At 44.6% G+C, this 25,072-nt stretch carries 26 protein-coding genes and 1 other annotated feature; all 26 genes read left to right on the forward strand.

Annotated features, from left to right (window positions below; all coding sequences use genetic code 11):
* The first annotated feature begins 230 nt into the window (after positions 1-230).
* The 26 genes from rpmG to rpsC all read left to right on the forward strand — a co-directional run bounded on the left by rpmG (position 231) and on the right by rpsC (position 25,071).
* The gene (gene rpmG / locus AC0YN6_RS26875) at positions 231-380 is read left to right on the forward strand and encodes a 50S ribosomal protein L33 (RefSeq protein WP_015847242.1); all 150 of its coding nucleotides are present in this window, start codon (positions 231-233) and stop codon (positions 378-380) included.
* Positions 381-398: 18 nt separating this feature from the next.
* The gene (gene secE, locus AC0YN6_RS26880) at positions 399-608 is read left to right on the forward strand and encodes a preprotein translocase subunit SecE (protein ID WP_475750874.1); all 210 of its coding nucleotides are present in this window, start codon (positions 399-401) and stop codon (positions 606-608) included.
* Positions 609-632: 24 nt separating this feature from the next.
* Positions 633-1,166: a transcription termination/antitermination protein NusG gene (gene nusG, locus AC0YN6_RS26885; RefSeq protein WP_475750875.1), complete on the forward strand. Its 534-nt coding sequence runs from the start codon at positions 633-635 to the stop codon at positions 1,164-1,166.
* 123 nt (positions 1,167-1,289) lie between these two features.
* A complete protein-coding gene (rplK, locus tag AC0YN6_RS26890; protein WP_054025340.1) occupies positions 1,290-1,715 on the forward strand; it encodes a 50S ribosomal protein L11 in 426 nt (141 codons plus the stop codon).
* A gap of 101 nt (positions 1,716-1,816) precedes the next feature.
* On the forward strand, positions 1,817-2,509 hold the full coding sequence (gene rplA / locus AC0YN6_RS26895; protein WP_475750878.1) for a 50S ribosomal protein L1: 693 nt from the start codon (positions 1,817-1,819) through the stop codon (positions 2,507-2,509).
* Between the two features lie 12 nt (positions 2,510-2,521).
* Positions 2,522-2,688: a sequence feature (ribosomal protein L10 leader region), on the forward strand.
* A gap of 57 nt (positions 2,689-2,745) precedes the next feature.
* Positions 2,746-3,249, forward strand: coding sequence for a 50S ribosomal protein L10 (rplJ, locus tag AC0YN6_RS26900; protein ID WP_475750879.1), 504 nt, complete (start codon positions 2,746-2,748; stop codon positions 3,247-3,249).
* Between the two features lie 91 nt (positions 3,250-3,340).
* A complete protein-coding gene (rplL, locus tag AC0YN6_RS26905; protein ID WP_475750881.1) occupies positions 3,341-3,700 on the forward strand; it encodes a 50S ribosomal protein L7/L12 in 360 nt (119 codons plus the stop codon).
* Between the two features lie 226 nt (positions 3,701-3,926).
* Positions 3,927-4,526: a class I SAM-dependent methyltransferase gene (locus AC0YN6_RS26910; protein ID WP_475750882.1), complete on the forward strand. Its 600-nt coding sequence runs from the start codon at positions 3,927-3,929 to the stop codon at positions 4,524-4,526.
* A gap of 384 nt (positions 4,527-4,910) precedes the next feature.
* Complete coding sequence (gene rpoB, locus AC0YN6_RS26915; RefSeq protein ID WP_475750883.1) at positions 4,911-8,459, forward strand: DNA-directed RNA polymerase subunit beta; 3,549 nt, start codon at positions 4,911-4,913, stop codon at positions 8,457-8,459.
* Positions 8,460-8,554: 95 nt separating this feature from the next.
* Positions 8,555-12,181: a DNA-directed RNA polymerase subunit beta' gene (rpoC, locus tag AC0YN6_RS26920; protein WP_475750885.1), complete on the forward strand. Its 3,627-nt coding sequence runs from the start codon at positions 8,555-8,557 to the stop codon at positions 12,179-12,181.
* A 246-nt stretch (positions 12,182-12,427) separates the two neighbouring features.
* On the forward strand, positions 12,428-12,658 hold the full coding sequence (locus tag AC0YN6_RS26925; RefSeq protein WP_475750887.1) for a ribosomal L7Ae/L30e/S12e/Gadd45 family protein: 231 nt from the start codon (positions 12,428-12,430) through the stop codon (positions 12,656-12,658).
* A gap of 256 nt (positions 12,659-12,914) precedes the next feature.
* Positions 12,915-13,337 (forward strand): 30S ribosomal protein S12, encoded by a 423-nt coding sequence (gene rpsL / locus AC0YN6_RS26930; protein WP_054025332.1) that lies wholly within the window; start codon positions 12,915-12,917, stop codon positions 13,335-13,337.
* 66 nt (positions 13,338-13,403) lie between these two features.
* Positions 13,404-13,874, forward strand: a complete 471-nt coding sequence (gene rpsG / locus AC0YN6_RS26935; protein WP_028609662.1) for a 30S ribosomal protein S7 — start codon at positions 13,404-13,406, stop codon at positions 13,872-13,874.
* 29 nt (positions 13,875-13,903) lie between these two features.
* Positions 13,904-15,979: an elongation factor G gene (fusA, locus tag AC0YN6_RS26940; protein WP_475750890.1), complete on the forward strand. Its 2,076-nt coding sequence runs from the start codon at positions 13,904-13,906 to the stop codon at positions 15,977-15,979.
* Positions 15,980-16,090: 111 nt separating this feature from the next.
* Positions 16,091-17,281, forward strand: coding sequence for an elongation factor Tu (gene tuf, locus AC0YN6_RS26945; protein ID WP_475750892.1), 1,191 nt, complete (start codon positions 16,091-16,093; stop codon positions 17,279-17,281).
* Positions 17,282-17,593: 312 nt separating this feature from the next.
* Entirely contained in the window at positions 17,594-18,637 is a 1,044-nt protein-coding gene (locus tag AC0YN6_RS26950; protein WP_475750894.1) for an ABC transporter substrate-binding protein, read from the forward strand.
* A 98-nt stretch (positions 18,638-18,735) separates the two neighbouring features.
* Entirely contained in the window at positions 18,736-19,650 is a 915-nt protein-coding gene (locus AC0YN6_RS26955) for an ABC transporter permease (protein ID WP_475750896.1), read from the forward strand.
* Complete coding sequence (locus AC0YN6_RS26960; RefSeq protein WP_475750898.1) at positions 19,650-20,447, forward strand: ABC transporter ATP-binding protein; 798 nt, start codon at positions 19,650-19,652, stop codon at positions 20,445-20,447. The genes AC0YN6_RS26955 and AC0YN6_RS26960 overlap by 1 nt, the downstream gene beginning before the upstream one ends.
* 453 nt (positions 20,448-20,900) lie before the next feature.
* Positions 20,901-21,209: a 30S ribosomal protein S10 gene (gene rpsJ, locus AC0YN6_RS26965; protein WP_017692074.1), complete on the forward strand. Its 309-nt coding sequence runs from the start codon at positions 20,901-20,903 to the stop codon at positions 21,207-21,209.
* A 41-nt stretch (positions 21,210-21,250) separates the two neighbouring features.
* On the forward strand, positions 21,251-21,874 hold the full coding sequence (rplC, locus tag AC0YN6_RS26970) for a 50S ribosomal protein L3 (RefSeq protein WP_475750899.1): 624 nt from the start codon (positions 21,251-21,253) through the stop codon (positions 21,872-21,874).
* A gap of 28 nt (positions 21,875-21,902) precedes the next feature.
* Positions 21,903-22,526, forward strand: a complete 624-nt coding sequence (rplD, locus tag AC0YN6_RS26975) for a 50S ribosomal protein L4 (RefSeq protein WP_475750901.1) — start codon at positions 21,903-21,905, stop codon at positions 22,524-22,526.
* Positions 22,526-22,819 carry a 50S ribosomal protein L23 gene (gene rplW / locus AC0YN6_RS26980; protein ID WP_053373900.1) on the forward strand — a complete coding sequence of 98 codons (294 nt, stop codon included), beginning with the start codon at positions 22,526-22,528 and terminating at the stop codon, positions 22,817-22,819. Before rplD ends, rplW begins: the two co-directional genes overlap by 1 nt.
* Positions 22,820-22,836: 17 nt before the next feature.
* Entirely contained in the window at positions 22,837-23,667 is an 831-nt protein-coding gene (gene rplB / locus AC0YN6_RS26985; protein WP_475750903.1) for a 50S ribosomal protein L2, read from the forward strand.
* 67 nt (positions 23,668-23,734) lie between these two features.
* Positions 23,735-24,016 (forward strand): 30S ribosomal protein S19, encoded by a 282-nt coding sequence (gene rpsS, locus AC0YN6_RS26990; protein WP_053373902.1) that lies wholly within the window; start codon positions 23,735-23,737, stop codon positions 24,014-24,016.
* 43 nt (positions 24,017-24,059) lie between these two features.
* Complete coding sequence (gene rplV, locus AC0YN6_RS26995; protein ID WP_475750905.1) at positions 24,060-24,395, forward strand: 50S ribosomal protein L22; 336 nt, start codon at positions 24,060-24,062, stop codon at positions 24,393-24,395.
* 13 nt (positions 24,396-24,408) lie between these two features.
* Positions 24,409-25,071: a 30S ribosomal protein S3 gene (gene rpsC, locus AC0YN6_RS27000; RefSeq protein ID WP_475750906.1), complete on the forward strand. Its 663-nt coding sequence runs from the start codon at positions 24,409-24,411 to the stop codon at positions 25,069-25,071.
* The last annotated feature ends 1 nt before the right edge of the window (position 25,072 follow it).

Here is a 25,072-nt window from a genome sequence, read left to right on the forward strand (position 1 = left end):
TAAATGGGCAAAAGTAGACTATACTAATAGATACGAGCCCGATGTCGTTAAGGTTTCCAATCATTCACAGGCTTAACACTTATCTTTTACATTGACATCAAAATTGCTGTATGATAAAGTGTTTAAGTGGCCTAAGATCGAGGTTTTTTTCGTTTTGGTATTGGAATCAATGAACTTTCATATAGAGCTTCATGATTCGTATTTTGTAGCAGTTCGGGAGGTGTAATTCAATGCGGGTAATTATCACGTTGGCATGCACAAACTGCAAACAGAGAAACTATGCGAGCAGCAAGAACAAACGCAATCACCCCGACCGCATCGAGTTGAAGAAGTTTTGCAAGTTCTGTAACGAGCAGACTCCTCATCGCGAGACGAGATAGTCAAATGGAGGTGTGAACGTGGCATTTTTGGCTAAACTAAAGCAAAGCTTTGGTACAACGTTTAGTTTTTTTGCCGACAGCTGGGCGGAACTTAAAAAGGTCCGCTGGCCAAACCGTAAAGAGTTGACAAGCTATTCGATTGTGGTTTTGCTCACGATCACGTTTGTAACTATTTACTTCTGGCTTCTTGACATCGGGATCTCGTCTCTGGTTGAACTCATTGTTTAAGAAGGGTCCAAAGGTGGATTTGTGATGGAAAAAAGATGGTACGTCGTGCATACCTACTCAGGTTATGAGAACAAGGTGAAAGCCAATTTGGAGCGCCGTGTTGAATCAATGGGCATGGAAGATAAGATTTTCCGTGTGCTTGTTCCTATGGAAGAAGAAGTGGTAGAGAAGGATGGCAAGAAGAAGGTCATCCAACGTAAGGTCTATCCCGGCTATGTTCTTGTGGAAATGGTTCAAACCGACGATTCATGGTACGTTGTTCGGAATACACCAGGTGTGACTGGATTCGTAGGATCAACAGGTTCCGGTTCGAAGCCGATTCCTCTTTTGCCAGATGAGGTTGAGCAAATACTCAAGCACATGGGCATGGATGAGCCAAAACCGAAAATCGAGTTCGATTTGAAAGAAGCCGTTCGCGTCAAAGTAGGTCCTTTCGCAGATTTTGTTGGTACAGTAGAAGAGATTTTGCTGGACAAAGCGAAGTTGAAAGTTCATGTAAACATGTTTGGCAGGGAGACCCCACTAGAGCTGGATTACACTCAAGTGGAGAAGATATAATATCTGGTTTCTAAAGCCCACCGGAGTTAATCCGGTGGAGGTTTGGACGCGAAGTAGCGATGCCCCTTAACTGAGGCGGATGCTATTTACGCATGGAATAAAGGGTAAGGAGGTGTGTCAGGCATGGCAAAAAAGGTCATCAAGATGGTCAAATTGCAAGTTCCTGCAGGTAAAGCAAACCCAGCGCCACCGATCGGTCCAGCACTAGGTCAAGCAGGCGTTAACATTATGGCGTTTTGTAAAGAGTTTAATGCTCGTACCGCAGATCAAGCAGGCTTGATTATTCCGGTTGTTATTACAGTATTTGAAGACCGTTCTTTCACTTTCGAAACAAAAACGCCGCCGGCAGCAGTATTGCTACGCGTCGCAGCTGGTATCGAAAAAGGTTCAGGCGAGCCTAACAAGAAAAAGGTCGCTACTGTGAAACGTGACAAAGTTCGCGAAATCGCTGAGCAAAAAATGCCGGATCTGAACGCAGCGTCTGTAGAATCAGCAATGCGTATGGTTGAAGGTACTGCTCGCAGCATGGGCGTAACTATTGTTGACTAATACCGCGAAGTAGCTTGCTTTGCGTTAGCTTCGGCTTTCGCGAGTGGGAGGATCATCCTTAGGAGGATTTTCCGCTACAACCACATAAGGAGGAAATTTAAATGGCTAAACAAGGTAAGAAATATGTAGAAGCTGCTAAGCTGTTTGACAGCGAAGCAACATACGAGCCGCAAGAAGCAATCGATCTTGTTAAAAAGGCAGCGACAGCTAAATTTGACGAGTCCGTTGAAGTAGCAGTTCGTTTGGGTGTAGACCCTCGTAAACAAGACCAAGCAGTTCGTGGCGTAGTTGTACTACCACACGGTACTGGTAAAACAAAACGCGTTCTCGTTTTCGCAAAAGGCGAAAAAGTGAAAGAAGCGGAAGCTGCGGGTGCTGACTTTGTTGGCGATGCAGACATGATCAACAAAATCCAACAAGGCTGGTTCGAATTCGACGTTTGCGTAGCAACGCCGGATATGATGGCTGAAGTTGGTAAACTTGGACGTATCCTTGGTGGTAAAGGTTTGATGCCTAACCCTAAGGCTGGTACAGTAACGTTTGACGTTGCTAAAGCCGTTCAAGAAATCAAAGCCGGTAAGATTGAATACCGTCTTGATAAAGCAGGTCAAATCCATGCGCCAATCGGTAAAGTATCTTTTGATGCTGAGAAACTCAACGAGAACCTCAAAGCATTGATCGATGCACTTAATCGTGCTAAACCGGCTGCGTCAAAAGGTGTTTACCTGAAAAACATTGCCGTTTCTTCAACAATGGGCCCTGGCGCTCGTGTTTCTACAGCGGCATTCCGCTAAGAAGAACGGAACTAAATTCGAATACGCATACCGTAGACAGTAGGTGCCTTAAGGCTTAATTTCCTACCGAGGTGTTATGATAAAACGTTTGTAAGCAACATTCGATCCATTCTGGATTGATGCGCGATAACGACATCATGGCCTTCGCAGTGTCTGCGAAGGCCTTTCTCATGCATCGAGGCGTGGAAAGCCCGTCGTAATTAACGGAATGTATACTATTACGGGAGGTGTACAGTTTGGCTAACGCAAATATCATCCAAGAGAAACAAGAAGCAGTTGCGGTAATCGCAGCAAAAATTGCTGCTAGCTCCAGTACAGTAGTAGCTGACTATCGTGGATTGAACGTTTCGCAAGTAACTGAACTTCGGAAACAGCTTCGTGAAGCAGGGATTGAATTCCAAGTTCTTAAAAACTCGCTCGTTCGTCGCGCAACTGAAGGTACGGATTATGTAGAGTTGAACAAAATTCTTACAGGTCCTACAGCAATTGCATTCGGTAACGAAGACGCTGTTGCTCCAGCAAAAATTTTGAACGATTTCGCTAAGAAAAACGATGCTTTGAAACTTAAAGGCGGCGTTGTTGAAGGTAAAGTCGTATCTCAAGAAGAAATTAAGGCTCTTGCGGAACTTCCGTCCCGCGACGGTTTGCTCTCTATGCTCCTCAGCGTATTGCAAGCTCCAGTGCGCAACTTCGCGCTTGCAGTTAAAGCAGTCGGCGAGAAACAAGAAGCACAAGCTTAATTTTATTCAAGAGTCTCTTTTAGTAATGAACCGACAAAAGTCGGTTGCCTGATATAACAAAAAAATAAACCATATTCCCGGAGGTATAATCATGTCTAAAGAACAAATCTTAGAAGCGATTAAAGTTATGAACGTTCTTGAATTGAACGACCTTGTTAAAGCAATTGAAGAAGAATTCGGCGTAACTGCAGCAGCTCCAGTAGCAGCAGCAGGAGCTGGCGCAGCTGTAGAAGCTGAGCAAACTGAATTCGACGTTATCCTTAACGGCGCTGGCGCTTCAAAAATCAACGTAATCAAAGTTGTTCGCGAAATCACAGGTCTTGGCCTGAAAGAAGCGAAAGACTTGGTTGATTCCGCTCCTAAAGCAGTTAAAGAAAAAGTTTCTAAAGAAGAAGCAGAAGCTGTTGCAGCTAAGCTTACTGAAGCTGGCGCTTCCGTAGAAGTTAAGTAGTATTGTTTCAATAGAATAAGCTGATCATGCGATTGAATGATGAATCGGCTGGCGAGCCCCTTGAACCGTCAGGTTTCAAGGGGTTCGTTCTATGTTGAAGGATAAGAATGTATAAGTTTTAGGCTTATTCATTCTTATCCTTCAACGAGAATTGTATCCGTGTCGAAGAGGAAACGCGGCATTGGTTACATTCGAAGCACTATGGAATAGCGGGGAGTGATGAATAATGTCGAATCACTATTACTCACAGAGCCCAGATGTGAAGCATAATCGTCAAATTCATGAAGTGTCTCTTCGAGGCTTTTCATTCCGATTCATGACGGATGCTGGCGTATTCTCTAAATCGGGAGTCGATTATGGGAGTCAGGTGTTGATTGATGTATTGGAGCTGGATGCTAAAGCGAAGGTTCTGGATGTTGGCTGCGGCTATGGTCCTATTGGATTAACATCGGCAAAACTCGCCGCGCAAGGGCAAGTAACGATGATTGATATAAATGAAAGAGCGGTTGAGCTTTCACGCGAAAATGCGATGCTAAACAAAATTTCGAATGTTACGGTTTTGCAAAGTGATCTATTCGATGCCGTTAAGCATTTAAAATTCGATGTTATCGTAACGAATCCGCCAATAAGAGCGGGCAAAACGGTTGTTCATCGGATTTTTGAAGAAGGTTATGAGTTGCTGGAACAAGGCGGAAGCATGTGGGTAGTCATTCAGAAGAAGCAAGGCGCACCTTCAGCCAAGGCGAAACTGGAATCATTATTCACAGAGGTTGAAGAAGTAACGAAGGATAAAGGCTATCGTATTTTCCGAGCTGTAAAAGGTTAGGTAAAAAAAGGAAAAGATGGTTTTGAAATCCGTTTGAAAATTGAATAATATTTATTGACTTGACATTTTAGATATGGTAAGATTATAAAATGTCAGCATTAAATTGGGCTCGATCTCTTTAGTTAACTAAAATGTCAAGTGTAAATTTAAAGCGCGGAATGCATAAGTTTTACACAATTGACGTATAATGTTTACGTTTTGGGCAAAATTATTTGATATGAGACTATCACAGCCGCGCTGTGATTTGTTAACTGCCGGAACATGCTCTTTTTTCGAACCATTCGATAAGGGCTTTTCTTTATTTGACTATATAGGCGGCTGGTTCGTCTATAGTGACGCAGTGATTATCGATGCTGTGATACAGACATGAGGGGTGAGGTTAAGTTGGCAGGACAACTTGTTCAGTATGGTCGGCGCGCGCGCAGAAGCTACGCCAGGATCAACGAGGTGCTGGAAGTCCCGAACCTGATTGAAATCCAACAAAAATCGTATGAGAAGTTTTTGGACAGCGACTTAATTGAGTTGTTCCAAGATATTTCTCCGATTTCGGACTTTACGGGCAATCTATCGCTTGAGTTTATCGACTATAGCTTGGGCGAACCGAAATATTCGGTCGATGAATCAAAAGAACGCGATGTGACGTATGCAGCTCCTTTACGCGTTAAGGTGCGACTTTTCAATAAGGAGACTGGCGAAGTAAAGGAACAAGAAGTTTTCATGGGTGATTTCCCGCTTATGACAGAGACAGGTACGTTTATTATTAACGGAGCTGAACGTGTCATAGTCAGCCAATTGGTTCGATCCCCGAGTGTGTACTTCAGCACGAAGGTCGATAAGAACGGGAAGAAAAACTACACAGCTACAGTTATTCCTAACCGTGGCGCATGGCTAGAACTCGAAACGGATGCTAAAGACATCATCTACGTTCGTATTGACCGGACCCGGAAAATACCGGTAACGGTACTTTTGCGTTCGCTTGGATTTGGTACTGATGCTGAAATTCTAGAGTTGCTAGGACATGATGAGTATATTCGCAACACGTTAGACAAAGATAACACGGATTCGACTGAAAAAGCGCTTATCGAAATTTATGAGCGTCTTCGTCCGGGCGAACCTCCAACTTTGGATAATGCGAAGAGCTTGCTAGTTGCTCGTTTCTTTGATCCAAAACGTTATGACTTGGCCAATGTAGGCCGTTACAAAATAAACAAAAAACTTCACATTAAGAACCGTCTTTTCAATCAAAGGCTTGCGGAAAATCTTGTTGATCCTACAACTGGCGAAATTATCGCTGAGTCAGGACAAATGATTGACCGTCGCTTGCTTGATGAAATTCTTGAAAAACTCGAGAAAGACGTTGGATTTAAGACATACCACGTTGCAAATGGTGTATTGGATGCTGATAGTATTCCACTACAAACAATCAGCGTATTCTCACCTTATGACGAAAGCAAAGTAATTAAAGTCATTGCTAATGGCATTATTGATAAATCCGTGAAGCATATTACGCCTGCGGACATCATTTCTTCCATTAACTACTTTATTAACTTGCTTCATGGCGTAGGCAGCACGGATGATATCGATCATCTGGGTAACCGTCGTTTGCGTTCTGTAGGCGAGCTTCTTCAAAATCAATTCCGTATCGGTTTGTCTCGGATGGAGCGCGTAGTGCGCGAGAGAATGTCCATTCAAGATGCGAATGCAATTACGCCGCAGGCGCTAATCAACATTCGTCCGGTTATTGCATCTATAAAAGAGTTCTTCGGTTCCTCGCAGCTGTCCCAGTTTATGGACCAAACGAATCCGCTTGCTGAACTGACGCATAAGCGTCGTTTATCCGCACTCGGACCCGGCGGTTTGACTCGGGAACGCGCGGGCTTTGAAGTTCGTGACGTCCATCACTCCCACTATGGGCGGATGTGTCCGATCGAGACGCCAGAGGGCCCGAATATCGGTTTGATCAACTCCTTGTCATCCTTTGCTCGCATAAACGAGTATGGCTTCATTGAAGCGCCATATCGTTGGGTAGATCCGAAGACAGGAATTGTAACAGAACAAATCGCATACCTAACTGCTGATGAGGAAGATAACTATGTAATCGCGCAAGCGAATGCAAGGCTTACTCCGGAAGACAAGTTTGCAGAAGAGAACACGATCGTTCGTTACAATAAACAAGCTGATAACATTTTGACCATGCCTAGTGATCGCGTAGACTACATGGATGTATCTCCTAAACAGGTAGTATCCGTTGCGACAGCGTTAATTCCATTCTTGGAAAACGATGACTCCAACCGTGCCCTAATGGGATCAAACATGCAACGTCAGGCGGTTCCGCTTCTTATCCCTAGATCACCACTTGTTGGTACTGGTATGGAGCACAAGGCAGCGAAAGACTCCGGCGTTTGTGTCGTTGCGAAACATGACGGTATAATCGAACGTTCTTCCGCTAATGAAATCTGGCTTCGCCGCGTAGAGCAAGTCGATGGCAAGCCGGTTACTGGTGACTTGGTGAAACATAAGCTACACAAGTTTATGCGCTCTAACCAAGGAACGTGCATCAATCAACGCCCGCTCGTACGAAAAGGCGATGTAATTAAAAAAGGTGATATCCTTGCAGATGGTCCTTCTACTGAAAAGGGTGAATTGGCTCTTGGACGCAACGTTGTCGTAGCGTTTATGACGTGGGAAGGCTACAACTATGAGGATGCGATCCTACTGAGTGAGAAACTCGTGAAAGAGGATGTTTATACATCCATTCACATCGAGGAGTACGAGTCTGAAGCTCGTGATACGAAGCTTGGACCGGAAGAAATCACTCGTGACATTCCGAATGTCGGTGAAGAAGCTCTTCGCAACCTGGATGAGCGCGGTATCATTCGTGTCGGTGCTGAAATTGGCGCTGGCGATATCCTTGTTGGTAAAGTAACGCCTAAGGGTGTAACGGAATTGACTGCGGAAGAAAGATTGCTGCACGCTATCTTCGGTGAGAAGGCTCGTGAAGTTCGTGATACATCGCTACGCGTACCGCATGGTACGGATGGTATCGTTGTAGACGTAAAAGTGTTTACTCGTGAGAACGGCGATGAATTGCCGCCTGGCGTTAACCAATTGGTACGTGCTTATATTGCTCAAAAACGGAAAATTTCCGAAGGTGACAAAATGGCCGGCCGTCATGGTAACAAAGGGGTTATCGCTCGTATCATGCCTGAAGAAGATATGCCGTTCCTACCAGATGGCACACCAGTAGAGGTTGTTCTTAACCCGCTCGGCGTTCCATCGCGGATGAACATCGGTCAGGCGCTTGAGGTTCACTTGGGTATGGCTTGTAAGCATCTCGGCATCCACGCCGCTACGCCAGTATTTGACGGCGCGCGCGAGAATGACGTTTTCGATACAATGGAAGAAGCAGGCATGCAGCGTAACGGTAAAACGGTACTGTATGACGGCCGGACAGGTGAAAATTTCGAACGTGAAGTTACAGTTGGGGTCATGTACATGATCAAACTTGCGCACATGGTCGACGATAAAATCCATGCCCGTTCCACTGGTCCTTACTCACTTGTTACACAACAACCGCTCGGTGGTAAAGCACAGTTCGGTGGTCAACGTTTCGGGGAGATGGAGGTATGGGCGCTTGAGGCATATGGCGCTGCGTACACGCTTCAAGAAATATTGACGGTTAAATCCGATGACGTGGTTGGTCGTGTTAAAACGTACGAATCCATCGTTAAGGGTGAAAACGTACCAGAACCAGGTGTTCCGGAATCGTTTAAAGTTTTGATCAAAGAGCTTCAAAGCTTAGGTATGGATGTCAAAATCCTATCAGAGAATGAAGAAGAGATCGAAATGAAGGAAATGGATGATGAAGACGAGGCTACTGGCGATAAGCTGAACCTCAATATAGAAGGTGCCGAAGTCGGCGCTGCTGAATAAACTAGTTGCTGGATTCCGTCACATGGTCACGCGCCTATGACGGAATCTAGCTGATTAGATAGACATTGTCATACATGACGGAGGAGGGTTGCTCCTTGTTGGACGTGAACAACTTCGAGTATATGAAGATAGGTCTGGCTTCGCCGGATAAAATTCGCTCGTGGTCCCGCGGAGAAGTTAAGAAACCGGAGACGATCAACTATAGGACCTTAAAACCGGAGAAGGAAGGACTCTTCTGCGAGAAAATTTTTGGACCTACGAAAGACTGGGAATGTCATTGCGGTAAGTACAAGCGTGTCCGTTATAAAGGCGTCGTTTGTGATCGCTGCGGCGTTGAGGTAACTCGCGCTAAAGTTCGTCGTGAACGTATGGGTCACATCGAGCTAGCGGCTCCAGTTTCTCATATATGGTACTTCAAAGGGATTCCAAGCCGTATGGGTCTTGCACTAGATATGTCGCCTCGTTCGCTTGAGGAGATCATTTATTTTGCATCCTATGTTGTAACGGATCCAGGTGATACCCCGCTTGAGAGAAAACAACTTCTTTCGGAGAAAGAATACCGCAGCTATCGTGAGAAGTACGGGTATGGTTTCCATGCTGGTATGGGCGCCGAAGCTGTAAAAAAACTTTTGCAAGATATCGACGTTGATAAAGAACTAGAGCAATTGAAGGAAGAACTGCGTACAGCTCAAGGGCAACGACGCAATCGTGCGATCAAGCGCCTTGAAGTGGTAGAAGCATTCCGTAATTCCGGTAACGAACCGGAATGGATGATTCTAGACGTGCTTCCTGTCATCCCTCCTGAACTTCGTCCGATGGTACAGCTTGATGGTGGACGTTTCGCGACTTCTGACCTTAATGATTTGTATCGTCGTGTTATTAACCGTAACAACCGTCTGAAGCGTCTGCTAGACTTGGGTGCTCCTGATATTATCGTGCAAAATGAAAAACGGATGCTGCAAGAAGCGGTTGATGCGTTGATCGATAACGGTCGTCGCGGTCGCCCTGTTACAGGTCCGGGTAACCGTCCACTTAAATCTCTCAGCCACATGCTGAAAGGTAAGCAAGGACGTTTCCGTCAGAACTTACTAGGTAAACGGGTTGACTATTCTGGTCGTTCGGTTATCGTAGTAGGCCCTAACCTCAAAATGTTCCAGTGCGGTCTTCCGAAGGAAATGGCACTTGAATTGTTCAAGCCTTTCGTAATGAAAGAGCTTGTTAATAAAGGTTTGGCACATAATATTAAGAGTGCGAAGCGCAAGGTTGAACGCGTAAGCCCTGAGGTATGGGATGTTCTTGAGGAAGTAATCAAGGAGCACCCGGTATTGCTTAACCGTGCCCCGACGCTCCATAGACTAGGTATTCAAGCATTTGAACCTATCTTGGTTGAAGGCCGCGCTATTAAGCTTCACCCACTCGTATGTACAGCTTATAACGCTGACTTCGACGGTGACCAAATGGCTGTTCACGTTCCGTTGTCTGCTGAAGCACAAGCGGAAGCACGTTTGCTAATGCTTGCATCAGGCAATATCCTTAACCCGAAAGACGGCAAACCGGTCGTTACTCCTTCACAGGATATGGTTCTAGGAAGCTTCTACTTGACGATGGATAACAAAGAAGCTAAAGGTAGTGGTTCCGTATTCGGTACCATTAACGAAGCAATCTCTGCTTACCAACGTGGTATTGTTTCCTTGCACGCGAGAATTATGATTCCAGTGCGTGTGCTTAAAAAAGTTAATTTCACCGAGCAACAGCAACAATCGTTACTCGTTACGACGGTTGGTAAAGTAATCTTCAATGAAATTTTCCCTGAAGATTTCCCTTACATCAACGAAGCAACGAAAACGAACCTATTGCAAGGTACGCCTGATAAATATTTCGTATACGAAAAAGGTGCCGATCTTCCTAAGTTCCTGGATGCAATCGACACGCCAAGTGCTGTAGGTAAAGACTATCTTGCGTTAGTTATTGCGGAATGTTTCCGTAAATACCACACAACGCTTACTGCGATGCTTCTTGACCGTATTAAGCAGCTTGGCTTCACTTACTCTACTAAGGCTGGTATTACGATCGGCGTGTCCGACGTTATCATCCCGAAAGAGAAAAACGAAATCATGAAGCTCTCTGATGAGAAGGTAGCTACCGTTATGAATCAATACCGTCGTGGTTTGATTACAAACGAAGAGCGTTATGGCCGGATTATCAGCATTTGGAGTAAGTGTAAAGACGAAATCACCGATATTCTTATGAAATCGATGGATCGTTATAACAACATCATGCTCATGGTGGACTCCAAAGCACGGGGTAACAAATCTCAAATTACACAGCTTGGCGGTATGCGCGGATTGATGGCCAATCCATCCGGTCGTATCATCGAGTTGCCAATTAAATCGAACTTCCGCGAGGGTCTGACGGTACTCGAGTACTTTATCTCGACCCACGGAGCGCGGAAAGGTCTAGCCGATACAGCACTTCGTACTGCCGATTCCGGTTACTTGACTCGTCGACTTGTTGACGTTGCACAAGACGTAATCGTTCGTGAAGAAGATTGTGGTACGGATAAAGGCTTCTCCGTAAGCAAAATTCAAGACGGTAAAGAGGTTATTGAAGATCTTTATGACCGTATTGAAGGCCGCTATGCGTTTGAAACGGTTCGTAATCCAATAACAGGTGAAATTATTGTTAACCGCAGTGAGTTGATTGACTCTAACAAAGCGGATGCAATTATTGACGCTGGCGTTGAAAAGCTCCAAATTCGTTCCGTACTAAGCTGCCGTGCTCGTCATGGCGTATGTAAGATCTGCTACGGACGTAACCTAGCAACTGGTAAACACGTTGAAATTGGGGAAGCGGTAGGTATTATCGCAGCTCAATCAATCGGGGAGCCAGGAACACAGCTCACAATGCGTACGTTCCATACAGGCGGCGTTGCGGGAGATGATATCACACAAGGTTTGCCGCGTATCCAAGAGTTGTTTGAGGCGCGTAATCCGAAGGGTCAAGCAATTATTTCTGAGCTTGACGGTGTGGTTAAAGAAATTCGTGAAGCTAAAGACCGTCGTGAAATCGAGGTACAAGGTGAAGCGGAATCGAAAGTGTATGCCGTTACTTATGGTTCGCGTATTCGCGTAACGCAAGGTCAACAAATCGAAGCCGGCGATGAGCTGACTGATGGTTCGATTGACCCTAAGGATATGCTGCGCATCAAAGGTATTCGTGGCGTTCAAAACTACATTTTGCAAGAAGTACAGCGCGTTTACCGAAATCAAGGGGTAGAAATCAATGACAAGCACGTTGAGGTCATGATTAAACAAATGCTCCGTAAAATTCGTATCGTAGATGCAGGCGGCACAACGTTGCTTCCTGGCGCATTCGTTGATATTCATGAATATGAAGCTCAAAACCGCGCTGCGATCTTCGCAGATCTCGAACCAGCTGTTGCAAAACCAGTTTTGCTCGGTATTACGAAGGCATCGCTTGAGACAGATTCGTTCTTGTCAGCAGCTTCCTTCCAAGAAACAACTCGCGTTTTGACTGATGCGGCTATTAAAGGCAAAGTTGACCAGTTGCTTGGACTCAAAGAAAATGTTATTATCGGTAAGTTGATTCCAGCAGGTACTGGAATGGCCCGTTATCGTAACATTCGTTTTGCTGGCCTAGAAGATGAAGCTACTACTGTAGTTGAAGGTGAACTTGAAACAGAAGCTGTGACCGTCGACTAGTTGTCGGAGCAACTCTCGTATTTAGAACCGGATACTAAACTATAACGAAGGAGTGTGACATCTTCCGCTTTAATAGGAAGCGGAAGATGATCGCTCTTTTGCATGTTTACAGTATGAAATTCATTTACAAAATGTTTACAAATGATTATCCCTGAAGGTTCTTGACACAAGCACATAGTAGGTGGTACTATATCGAAGTGTGCCTAATTGTGCATTCGCTGAATGGAAGAATTGAAGGTGATTATCATGCAATTCAAAGTTGGCGCGAAGCAGACGACTAAGATGATCGAGCAGCAAAAGGCCATTGAAGTCTATGTTGCACGAGATGCAGATCCGCAGATGAAAGAGAAAATTGTTCATCTATGTGAGCGGTCGGGAGTTCCAATGAAATGGGTCGATACGATGGAAGACCTCGGGGAAACCTGCGGCATCGATGTCGGGGCCGCAATGGCAGCGCTCGTTACCGAAGAAGAATAACGCAATAACCGTTTTTGTTAGTTGATTATTTAACGATGATTAACTGGCGAGAACTTTTGTTTGTTCTTTGATGAACCGCCTGGATCTGTGGGCTTAAATTTAGGTAAAATGTCTACCATATAAGCGTAAACGGCTATTGCCGTCTTCTGGTGGAAAGAGCTCGCTTACGCGAAAGGATATAAGTTGATTTATAAATAACAAATTTATAAATGCTTATATTTTCAAAAGACATGAATATAGGGAAGGGGGTGGCAACATGCCAACTATTAACCAGCTAGTCCGTAAAGGACGCCAAGCGAAAGTCGTTAAATCGAAATCGCCGGCATTGCAAAAAGGTTTCAACGCATTGAAACGTGAAGCTACAAACATCAGCGCTCCTCAAAAACGCGGTGTGTGCACTCGTGTAGGAACTATGACTCCAAGGAAACCGAACTCCGCACTTCGTAAATATGCTCGTGTTCGTTTAACGAACCGCTTAGAAGTTACGGCTTACATTCCGGGTATCGGTCACAACTTGCAAGAGCATAGCGTTGTATTGATCCGTGGTGGTAAAGTAAAAGACTTAGCAGGAGTACGTTATCATATCGTTCGTGGAGCACTTGATACTGCGGGTGTTAACAACCGTATGCAAGCTCGTTCGAAATATGGTACGAAACGTCCGAAAGTTAAAAAATCATAAGTATAACCCTAACGGGTCATTGAAATGCTAGAAATAGCGACTATTAGAAGAAAGGGGGACTTTCTCATGCCACGCAAAGGTCCTGTAACGAAACGCGATGTGCTTCCAGATCCGCTTTATAATAGCAAACTGGTAACACGCCTAATCAACCGCATTATGCTTGACGGTAAAAGAGGCGTTGCACAAACACTATTGTATGATGCTTTCAAACTGATTCAAGAACGCACGGGTAAAGATCCGATGGAAGTGTTCGAAGCTGCTTTGAAAAATATTATGCCTGTACTTGAGGTTAAAGCACGCCGTGTCGGCGGTGCAAACTATCAAGTGCCTATCGAAGTTAAACCAGAGCGCCGTACGGCACTTGGTCTCCGTTGGCTCGTGAACTACTCACGTAACCGCGGTGAGAAAACGATGGAAGAGCGTTTAGCTGCTGAAATCACAGATGCTTCCAATAACACTGGCGCAGCTGTTAAGAAGCGCGAAGACACTCACAAAATGGCTGAAGCAAACAAAGCGTTTGCTCACTACCGCTGGTAGAATCTTTACATTCGAGAGGAGACAATTTTATGTCAAGAGAGTTCTCCTTGAATAATACGCGTAACATCGGGATTATGGCGCATATTGATGCCGGTAAAACCACAACTACTGAACGGATCTTGTTCTTCACGGGCCGTACTCACAAAATCGGAGAAGTGCACGAAGGTGCTGCTACGATGGACTGGATGGAACAAGAACAAGAGCGCGGTATTACGATTACGTCTGCCGCGACGACTGCTCAATGGCATGGACACCGCATTAATATTATCGACACCCCGGGACACGTTGACTTCACTGTTGAAGTTGAACGTTCCCTACGCGTATTGGACGGGGCCGTTGGGGTTTTCAGTGCAAAAGAAGGCGTTGAGCCACAGTCTGAAACCGTATGGCGTCAGGCTGATCGTTACAACGTACCTCGGATTGCGTACGTAAACAAAATGGATATCATTGGTGCAGATTACCTAAATGTTATTAAAGACATGCGGGAACGTCTTGGTGCCAATGCCGTTGCAATTCAAATTCCTATCGGCGCGGAAAGCGACTTTAAAGGAATTATCGATATCGTTGAACGTGTAGCTTATATCTACAAAGACGATACTGGTAAGGACCCTGAGAAAGTTGAAATTCCTGCGGAGTATGTAGAACAAGTTGATGCACTTCGCACGGAATTGATTGAGAAAGTAGCAGAATTGGATGAAGAATTAACGATGAAATATTTGGAAGGTGAAGAAATCACTATTCCAGAAATTAAAGCAGCACTCCGTAAAGGTGTTTGCGAAGTTAAAATCTTCCCAGTTGTAGCTGGCTCCTCATACCGTAACAAAGGTGTTCAACCGATGTTGGATGCTGTTGTGGATTACCTTCCTTCCCCACTTGATGTACCAGCTATCAAAGGTACTCTTGAAGATGGTGAAGAAGGCGAACGTCCATCTTCAGATTCAGCTCCGTTCGCGGCGCTGGCATTCAAAATCATGACTGACCCTTACGTTGGTAGATTGACTTTCTTCCGTGTGTATTCAGGCGTACTCAAATCCGGTTCGTATGTCCTTAACTCAACTAAAGGCAAACGTGAACGTATTGGACGTATTCTTCAAATGCACGCAAACAGCCGTCAAGAGATCACGGAAGTTTATTCCGGCGATATCGCTGCAGCTGTTGGTCTTAAAGATACAACTACTGGCGATACACTTTGCGAAGAGAAGAACGTCATCATTCTTGAATCGATGAACTTCCCTGAGCCGGTTATCTCGGTTGCTATCGAACCAAAAACGAAAGCTGACCAAGATAAACTAGGTATCGCTATTTCCAAGCTTGCTGAGGAAGATCCTACTTTCCGTGCACATACGGATGAAGAAACAAACCAAACGATTATCTCTGGTATGGGTGAGCTTCACCTTGAGATTCTAGTTGACCGTATGTTCCGCGAATTCAAAGTTGAGACAAACGTTGGTAAACCACAAGTTGCTTACCGTGAAACGTTCCGTCAAGCTGCGAAGGTTGAAGGTAAGTTCGTTCGTCAGTCCGGTGGTAAAGGCCAATTCGGTCATTGTTGGGTTGAGTTTTCACCACTTGAGCCTGGTTCAGGCTTCATATTCGAAAACAAAACAGTTGGTGGATCAATTCCTCGTGAATTTATCGCTCCTATCCAGGCTGGTATCGAAGAGTCAATGAAGAACGGTGTAGTAGCCGGCTTCCCGCTCGTTGATGTTAAAGCTGTTGTTGTTGACGGATCATACCATGATGTTGACTCCTCGGAGATGGCGTTTAAAATTGCAGGTTCGATGGCGCTTAAAGCTGCCAAAGAAAAATGTAAGCCAGTTCTTCTTGAGCCAATCATGAAAGTAGAAGTTACTGTTCCAGAAGAGTACATGGGCGATGTTATGGGTATGCTTAACTCCCGTCGTGGTCGTATCGAAGGTATGGATACTCGTGCAGGTGCACAAATTATCCGCTCCAAGGTACCTCTCTCCGAGATGTTTGGTTATTCCACTACACTACGTTCCGGTACTCAAGGACGCGGCGTATTCTCTATGGAACTTTCTCACTATGAAGAAGTTCCAAAATCAATCTCTGATGAGATTATTGCTAAGAACAAAGGCGAATAATCGCTTTTGTCCTTCTAAACTAATTGTTTTTGGCCGTCAACTAAGTTTGCTTGCAAACCAGATGCCGGCCCACCTATAAAATTCATGATATATTGAGGAGGCTCAAGTTCAATGGCTAAAGCTAAATTTGAACGTAACAAACCGCACGTTAATATCGGTACTATCGGTCACGTCGATCACGGTAAAACGACTTTGACAGCAGCTATCACAACTGTACTTTCTAAAAAATACGGCGGTGTAGCAACTGCATTCGACCAAATCGATAAAGCTCCAGAAGAGCGCGAGCGTGGTATCACGATCTCGACAGCTCACGTTGAGTATGAGACGCCTGCTCGTCACTACGCACACGTTGACTGCCCAGGTCACGCCGACTATGTTAAAAACATGATCACAGGTGCTGCACAAATGGACGGAGCTATTCTTGTAGTATCCGCTACTGACGGCCCAATGCCACAAACTCGTGAGCACATCTTGCTTTCTAAGCAAGTTGGCGTTCCTTACATCGTAGTATTCTTGAACAAATGCGACATGGTTGAAGATGAAGAGCTTCTTGAGCTAGTAGAAATGGAAGTTCGCGATCTTCTTTCTGAGTATGAGTTCCCAGGTGACGACACTCCAATCATCCGTGGTGCTGCTCGTGAAGCACTTGCTAACCCAGATGGTCCTTGGGCTGACAAAATCGTCGAGCTTTTCGAGCAAGTTGATACTTTCATCCCAACTCCAGAGCGCGACACAGCTAAGCCTTTCCTTATGCCTGTCGAGGACGTATTCACAATCACTGGCCGTGGTACTGTTGCTACAGGTCGCGTTGAGCGTGGCGTTATCAAAGTTGGCGACGAGATCGAAATTATCGGTCTTCAAGAAGAGTCCCGTAAGTCTGTAGTAACAGGCGTAGAAATGTTCCGTAAACTGCTTGACTCTGCTCAAGCTGGTGACAACGTAGGTGCTTTGCTTCGTGGTGTAGACCGCAGCAACATCGAGCGTGGACAAGTTTTGGCTAAACCGGGTTCGGTTAAACCACACACTAACTTCACAGCTTCAATCTACGTTCTTACTAAAGAAGAGGGTGGCCGTCACAAGCCTTTCTTCACTGGTTACCGTCCACAGTTCTACTTCCGTACAACTGACGTAACTGGTATCATCAACCTTCCAGAAGGTACTGAAATGGTTATGCCTGGCGACAACATCACTGTAACGGTTGAGCTTATCGCTCCAATCGCTGTTGAAGAGGGAACTCGTTTCTCTATTCGTGAAGGCGGCCGTACTGTAGGCGCTGGCGCTGTAGCTTCTATCCAAAAATAATTTATGGCGGCTTTAGCCGCTATGAATGACAAAAGCCCTCACTTCGGTGAGGGCTTTTTATTATTTTATCATCTAATTTGGTCAATAGGACTTATAACATAGTTTTACATATAACTATTCATTGACTGTACACCTCTAACCCCCTTAATATTAAGGAATAGTAAGTGAGGCTTGTCCTTTGTTCATTAAAAATCAGTCACACGGTTCAGTCATACTCTTTAATGAGAGAAAGCGATGATGCTTTGCTGTACATGTATTCTTGCAAGAGGCTTCGATTCAAGAGGACTTATAAGACGAGAGGGGTTTTAAAGAATGAACAGAAAGTTTTTACTTAGTCTGGTATTAGCTTCGGTCATGGTAGTAACAGCAGCATGTGGTGCCAACTCTGGTAAATCAGGTGCAGAGAGCGACGGCAATAAAGCTGGTTCAGGCAACAGTGAAAAACAGTATTCGATTGCCATTTCGCAGATTGTTGAGCACCCGTCTTTAGATGCGACACGCGAAGGTTTTATTGCAGCACTTAAAGATGCAGGTATTGAAGAAGGCAAAAACTTAAAAATTGATTTTAATAATGCACAGGGTGAGCAGGCGAATATAGGCACCATTGCGCAAAAAATTGCAACTAGCAAAAGTGACCTTGCACTAGGGATCGCTACTCCAACAGCACAAAGCTTAGTAGATGAAGTGAAGGATTTCCCTGTGTTGTTCGCTGCTGTAACAGATCCAATTGATGCAGGTATCGTAACGCAATTGAAAGCACCAGGCGGCAATGTTACAGGTGCTTCAGATACAAATCCAGATGCGATTAAACAAACGATGGATTTTATCGCGGCGCAGTTTCCTAATGTGAAAAATGTAGGTCTTGTCATTAATGAAGGCGAACCTAATGCGGTTGTAATGGGTGACATTGCTGAGAAAGCACTTGCAGAGCATGGTATTAAGCTTGTTAAAGCTGCTGTAGCTAACTCGTCTGATGTTAAGCAAGCTGCTGATTCACTTGTTGGTCGTGTAGATGCCATCTATATTACTTTGGACAACATGGTAGTAAGCGGTGTAGATGCCATTATTGAAGTTGCTAATAATAATGACATTCCTTTCTTCTCGGCTGATCGTGATACGGTGGAAAAAGGCGCATTCGCAGCTGTAGGCTTCAAATATTTTGATCATGGATATGAAGTTGGTGAAATGGCTGTTGAGATTTTGAAAAATGGCAAAAAACCAGCTGAAATGGATGTTACCGTACCACAGAAGCTTGATTTCATTTTCAATATGAAAGCAGCAGCAGAGCAAGGCATTACCGTTACTGATGAGATGAAAGCATTCGTTAAAGATCAAGAAAGCAACATCATAGAGTAAGTTCATATTCATTAACTTAAAATCGTAAAAGTATAGGTAACAATGGGGTGACCGGGCTACTCGTTCACCCCATTGTTATGAAAAAGGAGGTATGTCATATGCTCGTATCGATGCAGGGAGCTGTAGAGAGTGGTTTATTGTATGCGCTTATGGCACTTGGAGTATATATCACGTTCCGGATTCTTGATTTTCCGGATTTAACGGTGGATGGCAGCTTCACAACAGGCGCAGCTATCGGTACAGTTTTGACGGTAAATGGAACTGCTCCATGGATTGCTGTAATATGCGCATTTATTGGAGGAGCAATAGCGGGAACTTGTACGGGATTACTCCATACAAAGGGTAAGATAAATGGGTTATTGTCGGGTATTATTATGATGATTGCTCTATATTCTATCAATTTAAGAATTTTGGGTAAACCGAATGTTTCCCTAAGAGGTCAGGAAAATTTATTTGATAATGTTTCAACTATACTTGTAATGATCATTTTTGTTGTTGCGGTTAAGCTGATTCTCGATTTATTTTTCCGAACAGATATCGGTTTAAGCCTTCGGGCAACTGGGGATAACTCTCGTATGATTCGCAGTTTTGGTGCAAATACCGACAATACGACGATATTTGGAGTGGCCTTGTCAAATTCACTAGTTGCAACATCAGGTGCATTAGTCGCACATTACAATAAATATGCAGATAACAGCATGGGTATTGGAATGATCGTAATAGGGCTTGCTTCAGTTATTATCGGTGAAGCTATATTCGGATCACGCACGATCTTTAGAGCTACATTAGCTGTAGTACTTGGTTCGATCATTTATCGGATCATTTACGCGTTTGCTCTCCGTGTAGAATGGCTGGAAACTTCCGATATGAAGCTGATTACTGCTGTAATCATTATTTTTGCTTTGATCGTACCTTCAGTAAGACGAGCATGGAAGCAAAAAAACACAGCAAAAAGGCGAACGGCAGAAATGTTGGCGTCGTTGGATAAAACGCAGCCTGGAGGTGGACGCTAATGTTGGAGATTGTTAAAGTGTCCAAGCTGTTCAATCCTGGTACTGTGGATGAGAAAACAGCGCTCGTAGGCGCTAACCTTATTATGAAGCCAGGCGAGTTTATTACAGTTATCGGTAGTAACGGCGCAGGGAAGTCAACTTTAATGAACATTATTTCCGGTGTGATGAAGCCTGATGCCGGTGAGGTTCGAATTGACGGCAATAATATTAGTCAACTATCAGAGTATGAGCGCAGCCGCTGGATTGGTCGGGTATTCCAAGACCCGATGGCAGGTACAGCGCCACGTATGTCTATTGAAGAGAATTTGGCGATTGCATATGCGCGAGGTAAGTCTCGTGGCTTCTCGTTTGGAGTAACACGCGCAAAACGTACGATTTTTAAACAAGAGCTGCAGCGTCTTGGAATTGGACTTGAGAATCGACTTGGTGCAAAGGTAGGTTTACTATCGGGTGGTGAGCGGCAAGCATTAAGCCTGCTTATGGCTACTTTTACTAGACCGCAAATCTTATTGCTGGATGAGCACACCGCTGCTCTTGATCCTTCAAGAGCGGAGCTCATTACTATATTAACGGAAAACCTTGTTCGTGAGATGAATTTAACTACACTTATGGTTACTCATAATATGGAGCAGGCGATCCGTCTTGGCAATAGACTAATAATGATGGATAAGGGCCGAATCATTCTTGATGTTCCTGAAGAACGGAAAAAGGATCTTACTGTTGAACAATTGCTTGGCGAATTTGAGCAAATTAGCGGTAAGAAACTGGCTGATGATCGTATCGTGCTGCATGTGTAAACTTCATTTCAACTCTGTTTTATAGACGAATGGCACGCAGCGACTAGTAGTCGGTGCGTGTTTTTCTGATGATAGCCATTAATGAAGGATGTTGGCGTTATTTGGCGGTGTCTTTTCCACCGAATGATGTATATAATCATAAAGCGCCCATTACTTCCGTTATTATAATGAATGTGTTCTAAAGGATTGTAATAAGGGACATAATGGGTCTATCAAATGGAAAATTGCGCGGAATGATAGTTGTCTATGATGTCATCGTACAATACCATAATGTGAGAAGAAACTTTATGTTGCAATTGCCTATTAGATTAGGTATAATATTGACTGTTGGTCTGACGTTGCGATGATGTGAGAGGTTGCCGACACACCCGGCCCCTTTGCCATGGGGCATGTGCAGGGTTTTCTCACGGAGTATGTCCGATAATAAATTGGGCGATAGAAGGAGGGACTTATATGGCAAAGCAAAAGATTCGTATCCGCTTGAAAGCATACGATCACAGGATTCTTGATCAATCCGCAGAGAAAATCGTTGAAACTGCAAAACGTTCCGGTGCAGGCGTATCCGGGCCGATTCCGTTGCCAACGGAAAAGCAAATCATCACCATTCTCCGTGCGGTACACAAGTACAAGGATTCAAGGGAGCAATTCGAACAACGCACTCATAAGCGTTTGATCGACATTGTAAACCCAACGCCGCAAACGGTTGATGCGTTGATGCGCCTGGATTTACCATCCGGTGTAGATATCGAAATCAAACTGTAATATCAGCATATGCGATCATAGAAAGGAAATGAGGTGTCAACATGAAAGGTATCTTAGGAAAAAAACTTGGTATGACTCAAGTGTTTACTGCTGAAGGTAATGTCGTTCCTGTAACGGTTATCGAAGCTGGACCTTGCGTAGTACTTCAAAAGAAAGACCAAGAAAGCGATGGCTACGAAGCTGTTCAATTCGGTTTCTCCGATAAGAAGGAAAGCAGATCGAATAAGCCAGAAGCTGGTCACGCTAAAAAAGCTAACACAACACCTAAGCGCTACGTTCGTGAAATTCGCGGAATTAATCTAGGTGATTATGAAGTTGGCCAAGAAGTGAAAGCTGACCTATTCACAGAGGGCGAATTCGTTGACGTAACAGGTATTTCAAAAGGTAAAGGCTTTGCCGGCGTTATCAAACGTTGGGGACAAAGCACGGGTCCTATGTCTCACGGTTCCCGTTACCACCGTGGACCAGGTTCGATGGGTTCTATCCAAGCGAACCGTGTACCGAAAGGCAAACGCCTTCCAGGACATATGGGTCACGAAACAATCACGATTCAAAAACTTGAAGTTATCCGTGTAGATGTAGAGCGTAACGTTCTTCTAATTAAAGGTTCAATCCCTGGCCCGAAAAACGGATTCGTAAAAGTTAAACAAACAGTTAAGAAATAATTAATTTTTAAGAAAGGAGGAACAGGAAATGCCAAAAGTAACAGTATTTAACGTGAGCGGCGCACAAGTCGGCGAACTTGAATTGGCTGAAACGGTTTTCGGAATCCAGCCAAATGTACACGTTCTGCACAGTGCTGTTGTTAATCAACAAGCATCTGAACGCTTCGGTAATCACAAAACTAAAGGACGCTCTGAAGTACGTGGTGGCGGTCGTAAACCTTGGAAACAAAAAGGTACTGGCCGTGCACGTCAAGGTAGCATTCGCTCCCCGCAATGGGTTGGCGGCGGTGTGGTTTTCGGACCTACTCCACGCTCATACGGCTTCAAACTTCCTAAGAAAGTTCGTCGTCTAGCGATTAGATCAGCATTGTCTTCTAAAGTGATTGCAAACGAGATTATCGTTTTGGATCAATTGACACTTGCGACTCCTAAGACGAAGGAATTTGCAGCAATTCTAAGCAACCTTAAAGTTGGCCGCAAAGCTCTTGTAGTAACGGCTAATTATGAAGATAACGTAGCATTGTCTGCTCGTAACATCCCAGGTGTGAAGTTCGTTGCAGCTGACGGCATTAATGTTCTGGATGTATTGGTGCATGACAACCTAATCATCACTAAAGAAGCAGTAGAGAAAGTACAGGAGGTGCTTGCGTAATGAAAAATCCACGCGATATTATCAAGCGCCCGGTTATCACCGAACGTACGAGCGATTACATGGTTGATAAGAAGTATGTGTTCGAAGTAGATCTTCGTTCAAACAAAACTGAAATCAAACTTGCAATTGAGCAAATCTTTAAAGTAAAAGTAACCGGCGTTAACACAATGCGTGTTGCGGGTAAACCGAAACGTTATGGTAAACATAGCGGATACAGACCGGATTGGAAAAAAGCCATCGTTCAATTGAGCGCTGACAGCAAAGAACTTGAATTCTTTGAAACGTCTGTTTAGAAAAGGAGGAAATCAAAGTGCCTATTAAAAAGTACAAACCGACCTCTCCTGCACGTCGTAACATGTCAGTCTCGACTTTCGAAGAGATCACGACAAGTACACCGGAGAAATCGTTGCTTGCTCCACTTTTCAAAAAAGCTGGTCGCAACAACCAAGGTAAAATTACGGTTCGTCACCATGGCGGCGGACACAAACGTAAATACCGTATCATCGACTTCAAACGTACTAAAGACGGTATCGTTGGTAACGTAGCGACGATCGAGTATGATCCGAACCGTTCTTCCAACATTGCTTTGATCCATTATGTTGATGGTGCAAAAGCATATATCATCGCTCCTAAAGGTTTGAAAGTTGGAGATCAAGTGGTATCTGGAGTAGGTTCTGATATTAAACCGGGCAACGCGTTGCCACTTGTTAATATCCCTGTCGGTACAGTTATCCACAACATCGAATTGAAACCAGGCAAAGGCGGACAACTTGTTCGTGCAGCTGGTACTAGTGCTCAACTTCTTGGTAAAGAAGAAAACTATGTATCTGTTCGTTTGTCTTCAGGTGAAGTTCGTCGTATCTTGAACACTTGCCGTGCTACAATTGGTTCTGTTGGTAACGGAGATCACGAACTCGTGAAAATCGGTAAAGCCGGTCGTAACCGTTGGTTAGGCAATCGTCCAACTGTACGTGGTGTTGTAATGAACCCTAACGATCACCCACACGGTGGTGGTGAAGGCCGTGCTCCAATCGGACGTAAATCGCCATTGTCACCATGGGGTAAACCAACTCTTGGTTACAAAACGCGTAAGAAGAAAAAAGCATCAAGCCAATACATTATTCGTCGTCGCACGAAATAATAACTGCTTGATAAAAACCGCATGATACGAAAGTATCGCTACCGCTTATTTGAAGGGAGGAACACAAATGGGTCGCAGTTTAAAGAAAGGTCCGTTTATTGACGGTTACCTGCTTAAAAAAGTCGAGGTATTGAACGAAGCTGAGAAAAAGGTCGTTATCAAAACCTGGTCCCGCCGCTCGACCATTTTCCCACAATTCATTGGTCACACGTTTGCGGTATATGATGGACGCAAGCACGTGCCTGTATATGTAACGGAAGATATGGTTGGACACAAGCTTGGTGAATTTGCACCAACTCGTACGTATAAAGGCCATGCCGGTGAAGACAAAAAAACGGGTAGACGTTAATTTGCCCTTAAACATCTCTAACTGAACGAGAGGAGGTTCCTACATGTCAGAAGCTAAAGCGCACGCTAAATATATTCGTATTGCTCCTCGTAAAGCACAGCTTGTTGCGGATTTGATTCGCGGTAAACAAGTTGGCGAAGCAATCGCGATTTTGCGTCACACGCCTAAGTCTGCATCCCCAATTTTGGAGAAGCTGTTGAACTCTGCTATTGCTAACGCTGAGCATAACTACCAGCTTGACGTAAACAAATTGTTTATCTCGCAAGCCTTTGTTAACCAAGGGCCAACGATGAAACGTTTCCGTCCACGTGCGATGGGTCGCGCAAGCCGGATCAATAAAAGAACCAGCCACATTACCTTGGTGGTATCTGAAAAATAAGGAGGGATTACGTGTGGGTCAAAAGGTAAATCCAATAGGCTTCCGGGTCGGAGTTATCCGTGATTGGGAGTCCAAATGGTTCGCGGGCAAAGATTTCGGCGATCTTCTCATGGAAGACGTTAAAATCCGTGAATACTTGAAAAACAAGCTGAAAGACGCAGCAGTTTCTCACATCGAGATCGAACGTGCAGCTAACCGCGTGAACGTAACGATTCAAACCGCAAAACCAGGTATGGTTATTGGTAAAGGCGGTTCCGAAGTAGAAAACCTTCGTACTGAGCTTGGTAAAATCACTAAAGGCAAAAAAGTACACATCAACATTTCTGAAATCAAACATGCAGATCTTGACGCTATTCTTGTAGCTGAAAGCATCGCACAACAACTTGAGCGTCGTGTATCTTTCCGTCGCGCATTGAAGCAAGCAATTCAACGCTCCATGCGTTCAGGTGCTAAAGGGATCAAAACCGCTGTTAGCGGTCGTCTCGGTGGCGCGGAAATCGCACGTTCGGAAGGCTACAGCGAAGGAACAGTACCACTTCATACACTACGTGCAGATATCGATTATGGCACGGCTGAAGCGGCTACAACATACGGCCGTATTGGCGTTAAAGTATGGATCTATCGCGGCGAAGTCCTTCCGACTAAGAAGAAAGCTCCCCAGGAAGGAGGCAACTAAT

Source organism: Paenibacillus sp. J22P15, from assembly GCF_056269345.1.

Bases quoted from the DNA above. Each gene is read 5' to 3' on its own strand.
- rpsS (WP_053373902.1), top strand. From the start codon at position 23,735: ATGGGTCGCAGTTTAAAGAAAGGTCCGTTTATTGACGGTTACCTGCTT.
- rplW (WP_053373900.1), top strand. From the start codon at position 22,526: ATGAAAAATCCACGCGATATTATCAAGCGCCCGGTTATCACCGAACGT.
- AC0YN6_RS26955 (WP_475750896.1), top strand. From the start codon at position 18,736: ATGCTCGTATCGATGCAGGGAGCTGTAGAGAGTGGTTTATTGTATGCG.
- fusA (WP_475750890.1), top strand. From the start codon at position 13,904: ATGTCAAGAGAGTTCTCCTTGAATAATACGCGTAACATCGGGATTATG.
- rplK (WP_054025340.1), top strand. From the start codon at position 1,290: ATGGCAAAAAAGGTCATCAAGATGGTCAAATTGCAAGTTCCTGCAGGT.
- nusG (WP_475750875.1), top strand. From the start codon at position 633: ATGGAAAAAAGATGGTACGTCGTGCATACCTACTCAGGTTATGAGAAC.
- rplD (WP_475750901.1), top strand. From the start codon at position 21,903: ATGCCAAAAGTAACAGTATTTAACGTGAGCGGCGCACAAGTCGGCGAA.
- AC0YN6_RS26950 (WP_475750894.1), top strand. From the start codon at position 17,594: ATGAACAGAAAGTTTTTACTTAGTCTGGTATTAGCTTCGGTCATGGTA.
- rplL (WP_475750881.1), top strand. From the start codon at position 3,341: ATGTCTAAAGAACAAATCTTAGAAGCGATTAAAGTTATGAACGTTCTT.
- AC0YN6_RS26925 (WP_475750887.1), top strand. From the start codon at position 12,428: ATGCAATTCAAAGTTGGCGCGAAGCAGACGACTAAGATGATCGAGCAG.
- rplC (WP_475750899.1), top strand. From the start codon at position 21,251: ATGAAAGGTATCTTAGGAAAAAAACTTGGTATGACTCAAGTGTTTACT.
- rpmG (WP_015847242.1), top strand. From the start codon at position 231: ATGCGGGTAATTATCACGTTGGCATGCACAAACTGCAAACAGAGAAAC.
- tuf (WP_475750892.1), top strand. From the start codon at position 16,091: ATGGCTAAAGCTAAATTTGAACGTAACAAACCGCACGTTAATATCGGT.
- rpsL (WP_054025332.1), top strand. From the start codon at position 12,915: ATGCCAACTATTAACCAGCTAGTCCGTAAAGGACGCCAAGCGAAAGTC.
- rpsG (WP_028609662.1), top strand. From the start codon at position 13,404: ATGCCACGCAAAGGTCCTGTAACGAAACGCGATGTGCTTCCAGATCCG.
- rplA (WP_475750878.1), top strand. From the start codon at position 1,817: ATGGCTAAACAAGGTAAGAAATATGTAGAAGCTGCTAAGCTGTTTGAC.
- rpsJ (WP_017692074.1), top strand. From the start codon at position 20,901: ATGGCAAAGCAAAAGATTCGTATCCGCTTGAAAGCATACGATCACAGG.
- AC0YN6_RS26960 (WP_475750898.1), top strand. From the start codon at position 19,650: ATGTTGGAGATTGTTAAAGTGTCCAAGCTGTTCAATCCTGGTACTGTG.
- rplV (WP_475750905.1), top strand. From the start codon at position 24,060: ATGTCAGAAGCTAAAGCGCACGCTAAATATATTCGTATTGCTCCTCGT.
- AC0YN6_RS26910 (WP_475750882.1), top strand. From the start codon at position 3,927: ATGTCGAATCACTATTACTCACAGAGCCCAGATGTGAAGCATAATCGT.